We start from the raw sequence: 4,781 nt of genomic DNA, 5'->3' as shown, positions 1-4,781 counted from the left end.
GCAAAAAACAGGTCGGGGCGGGCACTGACATGCGTGTCGTTTCCACCCAGCCAAAGGCGGGCACCCTTCTGGGGGATACATAAGGGGGAACCCCCTTATGTGTGCTTTTTACCTTGCTTTTTGCACAAGCAAAAAACAAGCCGTCCGCCCGGACGGGACCGGGCATCCTCTGCCGCTCGCGGCACACCTCTTAAAAAGGCAAGGTGCCGCGCAGCTGCACAAAAAGAGCCATTACCCCGGGCGGGACCGGGCATCCTGTGCCGCTGACAAGCGGCACACCTCTTAAAAAGGCAAGGTGCTGCGCAGCTGCACAAAGAAGTAAAGTGCACCGCTGCACGAAAAAAAGCAACAGACGTATCAAACGAGGGACAGGAGACGAGACGTGTATACAATCAAGACCTATCTGATGGCGCAAACGCTGGAGGAAGCGTACAGTGCGCTGCAAAAGAACAAATCGAATGTGATTCTGGGCGGCTGCGGATGGCTGAAGATGACGCGCAAACGCTTCTGGACGGGGATCGACCTCAGCGGGCTGGGGTTGGACTGGATTGAGCAGCGGGACGGATGGCTGGAGATCGGCGCGATGGTGACCCTGCGGCAGCTCGAGACCGATCCGGCGCTGCGCGGCCTGTTCGGGGGGATCCTGCCGCGGTCGGTCGAACGGATCGTGGGGGTGCAGTTCCGCAGCTGCGCAACCGTTGGGGGCAGTGTCTGGATGCGGGCGGGGTTCTCCGACCTGCTGACCGCCCTTTCGGTGCTTGACACCGAGGTCGAGCTGTACCACGCGGGCCGGATGCCGCTGGAAGCCTTTTTCGCGCTGCCCCGGAACCGGGAGGCGCGGGACATCCTGACCGGCATCAGGATCCGGCTGGACGGCCGGGACGCGGCCTGCTGTTCGATGCGCAATACAGCCACCGATTTCCCGGCCGTGGGGGCGGCGGTCTCCAGATGCGGCCCCGGCTGGTCGGTCGCGGTTGGGGCGCGCCCGATGCGCGCGGTGCGGGTGCCCGAAGCGGAAGCCGCGCTTGCCGCCGGGGATTTGCAGGCAGCGTCCCGGGCCGTAGAGGCGCTCGGCTACGCGGGCAACCTGCGCGGTTCGGCGGATTACCGCCGCAAGGTGGCACAGGTGCTGGTCCGGCGGGCGGCTGAAGAGATTCTGCATCGGGAGGGGAAACAATGAGGATCAAACTGACCGTAAATGGCAGACAGTTCGACAGGCACGTCCCCGCGGATATGATGCTGCTCGACTTTCTGCGTGAACAGGGATTCGTCAGCGTCAAGCGGGGCTGCGAAACCTCCAACTGCGGCCTGTGCACCGTCTGGGTGGACGAGCACCCGGTGCTTTCCTGCACCTATCCGGCCGCCCGGGCGGAGGGGAAACGGGTCACCACCATCGAAGGGGTGACCCCCGAGGCCGAGGAGTTCGGACGGTTCCTCGCGGCGCGCGGCGCCGAACAGTGCGGGTTTTGCAGCCCGGGGCTGGTCATGACCGTCCTCGCCATGCGCCGGGAGCTGCGCAACCCGGATGAACAGCAGGTCCGCGCCTATCTCGCGGGCAACCTCTGCCGCTGTTCCGGCTATACCTCCCAGCTCGCCGCAGTGATGTCCTTCCTGAAAGGGGGAGACCGATGAACGCAGTCAACCGCAGAATCCCCAAGCTGGATGCACGCGCCCTCACCACCGGCAAGGGGGTCTATACCGATGACCTCATCCCGCCCGGCGCGCTGACCGTCAAGGTGCTGCGCAGCCCGCACCCGTTCGCGCGGGTCATGGCGGTCCGGGCCGACGCTGCCCGGCGCCTCAACGGGATTGCCTGTGTGCTCACTGCCGACGACCTCCCGAAAATCCGGTTTACACAGGCGGGCCAGAGCTACCCCGAGCCAAGCCCGTACGACCGGTATATCCTCGAAGACCTCGTGCGGTATGTGGGGGACCCGGTTGCGATCGTGGCGGGCGAAAGCGAGCAGGTCGTGGACCAGGCGCTGCGGATGATCCGGGTGGACTATCAGCAGCTGGACCCGGTGCTCGACTACGAAACCGCGCTGGATCATCCCTCGGTGGTTCACCCGGAACAGGACTATTTCAACAATTTCCCGGTCGGCGGGGACCCGCAGCGCAACCTCGTGGCATCGGGGGAGCGGTCGGGCGGCGACCTCGAACGGGTTTTTTCGGAATGCGACGTGGTGGTTGAGGAGACGTTCCACACCAAAGCGGTGGCACAGGCGATGATGGAGACATTCCGGACCTACACCTGGCTGGACCACAACAACCGGCTGAACGTGCTGACCTCCACCCAGATCCCGTTCCACTGCCGGCGGCAGATCGCGCGGGCGCTGGGCATCCCGCAGAGCCGGGTCCGGGTCGTCAAGCCGCGGATCGGCGGCGGGTTCGGGGCCAAACAGACGATGTGCAGCGAGCTGTTTCCGGCGGTGGTCACGATGAAAACCGGCAGGCCCGCCCGGATGGCATTTACCCGGCAGGAGAGCTTTACCGGGTCGAACAGCCGCCACGAGATGCGGGTGACCGTCCGGATGGGTGCGGACAAGGACGGCCGGGTCCGCGCCATCGACATGTACGCGCTTTCCAACCAGGGCGCTTACGGCGAGCATGGCCCCACCACGATCGGGCTGGTGGGGGGGAAGTCGATCGCCCTTTACACCCCCGAGGCGTTCCGGTTCCGGTACGACGTGGTTTATACCAATACGATGGGCGCGGGCGCGTTCCGCGGCTACGGCGCGACACAGGGCTGTTTCGCGCTCGAATCGCTGGCCAACCGCCTGGCCGGCCGGCTCAGGATCGACCCGGTAGAGCTGCGGCTGCGCAACATCCCCAAGGTGGGCGACCCAATGGAGGCGTACGGGGATGGCGCGCTTGCCAGCAGCCGGCTGGAGGACTGTATCCGGCGGGGCAGGGAGCTGATCGGCTGGGAGGGGAAGTTCCCGTCGGTGCGGGTGGACGGCCATACGGTGCGCGGGGTCGGGATGGCAATCAGTATGCAGGGGTCGGGCATCGCCAATATCGACACCTGTTCCGCTGTGATCCGCCTGAACGACAACGGGTTCTATACCCTGATGATCGGCGCCACCGATATGGGCACCGGCTGTGACACCATCCTTGCGCAGATGGCGGCTGAGGTGCTGCACTGCCCGGTCAGCCGGGTCACCGTTGACGGGGTGGACACCGACCATTCCCCCTTCGACAAGGGGTCGTACGCCTCCGGCACCACCTATCTTACCGGGATGGCGGTGGTCAAGGCGAGCACCAAACTTGCGGCGGAAATCCGCCAGCAGGGCGCCAACCGGTTGGGCGTGCCGGTATTGCAGGTGATGTTCGATGGCGAGCAGGTCGTCTCCAAGACCGACCCCGACCTCAAAATCTCCCTCTCCGACCTCGCGCAACAGCTGGTCGTCGGCGACGGGGAGTGGCTCCAGTGCACCGCCACCCATTCCAGCCCGGTTTCCCCGCCGCCGCTCATGGCCGGTTTTGCGGAGGTCGAGGTCGATACCGAAACTGGTAAAGTCTCGGTGGTGGATTATGTCGCGGTTGTCGACTGCGGTACGGTCGTCAATCCCAACCTTGCCACCGTCCAGACACAGGGCGGCGTTGCACAGGGGATCGGCATGGCGCTCTGGGAGGATATCCAGTACAACGCTCATGGACGGATGCTCAATGACTCGTTTATGCAGTACAAAATCCCCTCCCGCCTCGACCTTCCCGACATCCGTGTCGAGTTCATGCCCAGCTACGAGCCAACCGGCCCGTTCGGCGCAAAGTCGATCGGCGAAATCGTTATCAATACCCCCGGACCCGCCATCGCGGCCGCGGTCGCCAATGCTGTCGGGGTTTGGTGCAGCGAGCTGCCGATCAAACCGGAGAGGTTGATTTAGAAAAGGAGGGGGGTCTTCCCCTCCTTTTTCTCCCCCTTTTTTGAATAGGTGTCCGCCTTCCGGCGGCAGGGGATGCGGGGAATCCGCCCCCGCGCGGCGGGTCCCTTTTCGGATGCACGAAAAGGGACCAAAAGTGCATTCAAGGGGCGACGCCCCTTAAAAAACCCCGCGCCCCCAGACAAGCGCTCATGCTCAGGGCTGATTTGCACCCTTGGATGCCCCCAGACGATGGCGGGGGATGTACAGCGGTGCTGTACCTTACCTTTTTTGAGAAGTGTGCCGCAAGCGGCAGAGGATGCCCGGTCCCGTCCGGGCGGACGGCTTGTTTTTTGCTTGTGCAAAAAGCAAGGTAAAAAGCACACATAAGGGGGTATCCCCCTTATGGAACCCCCGGAAGGGTGCCCGCCTTTGGCTGGGTGGAAAAGACACGCATGTCAGTGCCCGCCTCAACCTGTTTTTTGTCCAGACCGGCCCTGTCCGCTCGCCCCAGGCTGTGCCGCAAAACCCCACTACACAGTGCTCGATCGGGCCGAGCTCCCCAGCAAGCCTTGTGCGCCGATCGGTTCGAACGCTGTGAAGAGGAGCCTTGTGGCCCGGCTTAGGCCAAGTGGGCAAAGCCGGGCCATTATTCTCTCATGGAAGCGCTCCAGTCAATCAAAAAAGGACGCTTGACAGCGTCCAGATTACAGTATATAATAAATATAAAGAAAGGTGCTGCCGACAGACGGTCAGCCCCTTTGAGTGTGCAGAAATAACCGCGTCACTTTGTGAGGGTGGCGGTTATTTCTTTTTTGTTGCGTCTAACACAAGAGCAACAACGCCCAGAATTACCAGGCAGAACTGGAACAGCTCCGCATATGTAACCATAAGCATCACCCCCTTTCTTCAAGGGGG

3 protein-coding genes are annotated in these 4,781 nt (G+C 63.1%); all 3 read left to right on the top strand.

Annotation, left to right across the window (positions count from 1 at the left end):
* The first annotated feature begins 382 nt into the window (after nucleotides 1–382).
* Genes C814_RS11810 through C814_RS11800 form a run of 3 tightly spaced genes read left to right on the top strand, consistent with a single transcriptional unit; the run spans nucleotide 383 to nucleotide 3,887 of the window.
* On the top strand, nucleotides 383–1,180 hold the full coding sequence (locus C814_RS11810) for an FAD binding domain-containing protein (protein WP_016318066.1): 798 nt from the start codon (nucleotides 383–385) through the stop codon (nucleotides 1,178–1,180).
* On the top strand, nucleotides 1,177–1,632 hold the full coding sequence (locus C814_RS11805; RefSeq protein WP_016318065.1) for a (2Fe-2S)-binding protein: 456 nt from the start codon (nucleotides 1,177–1,179) through the stop codon (nucleotides 1,630–1,632). Before C814_RS11810 ends, C814_RS11805 begins: the two co-directional genes overlap by 4 nt.
* Nucleotides 1,629–3,887 (top strand): xanthine dehydrogenase family protein molybdopterin-binding subunit, encoded by a 2,259-nt coding sequence (locus C814_RS11800; RefSeq protein ID WP_016318064.1) that lies wholly within the window; start codon nucleotides 1,629–1,631, stop codon nucleotides 3,885–3,887. Before C814_RS11805 ends, C814_RS11800 begins: the two co-directional genes overlap by 4 nt.
* Nucleotides 3,888–4,781: the final 894 nt, after the last annotated feature.

Origin of the sequence: Anaerotruncus sp. G3(2012), assembly GCF_000403395.2 — a bacterium.
GTDB lineage: Bacteria > Bacillota > Clostridia > Oscillospirales > Ruminococcaceae > Anaerotruncus.
This window is presented reverse-complemented; position numbering and strand designations above follow the sequence as displayed.

Bases quoted from the DNA above. Each gene is read 5' to 3' on its own strand.
- C814_RS11805 (WP_016318065.1), top strand. From the start codon at position 1,177: ATGAGGATCAAACTGACCGTAAATGGCAGACAGTTCGACAGGCACGTC.
- C814_RS11800 (WP_016318064.1), top strand. From the start codon at position 1,629: ATGAACGCAGTCAACCGCAGAATCCCCAAGCTGGATGCACGCGCCCTC.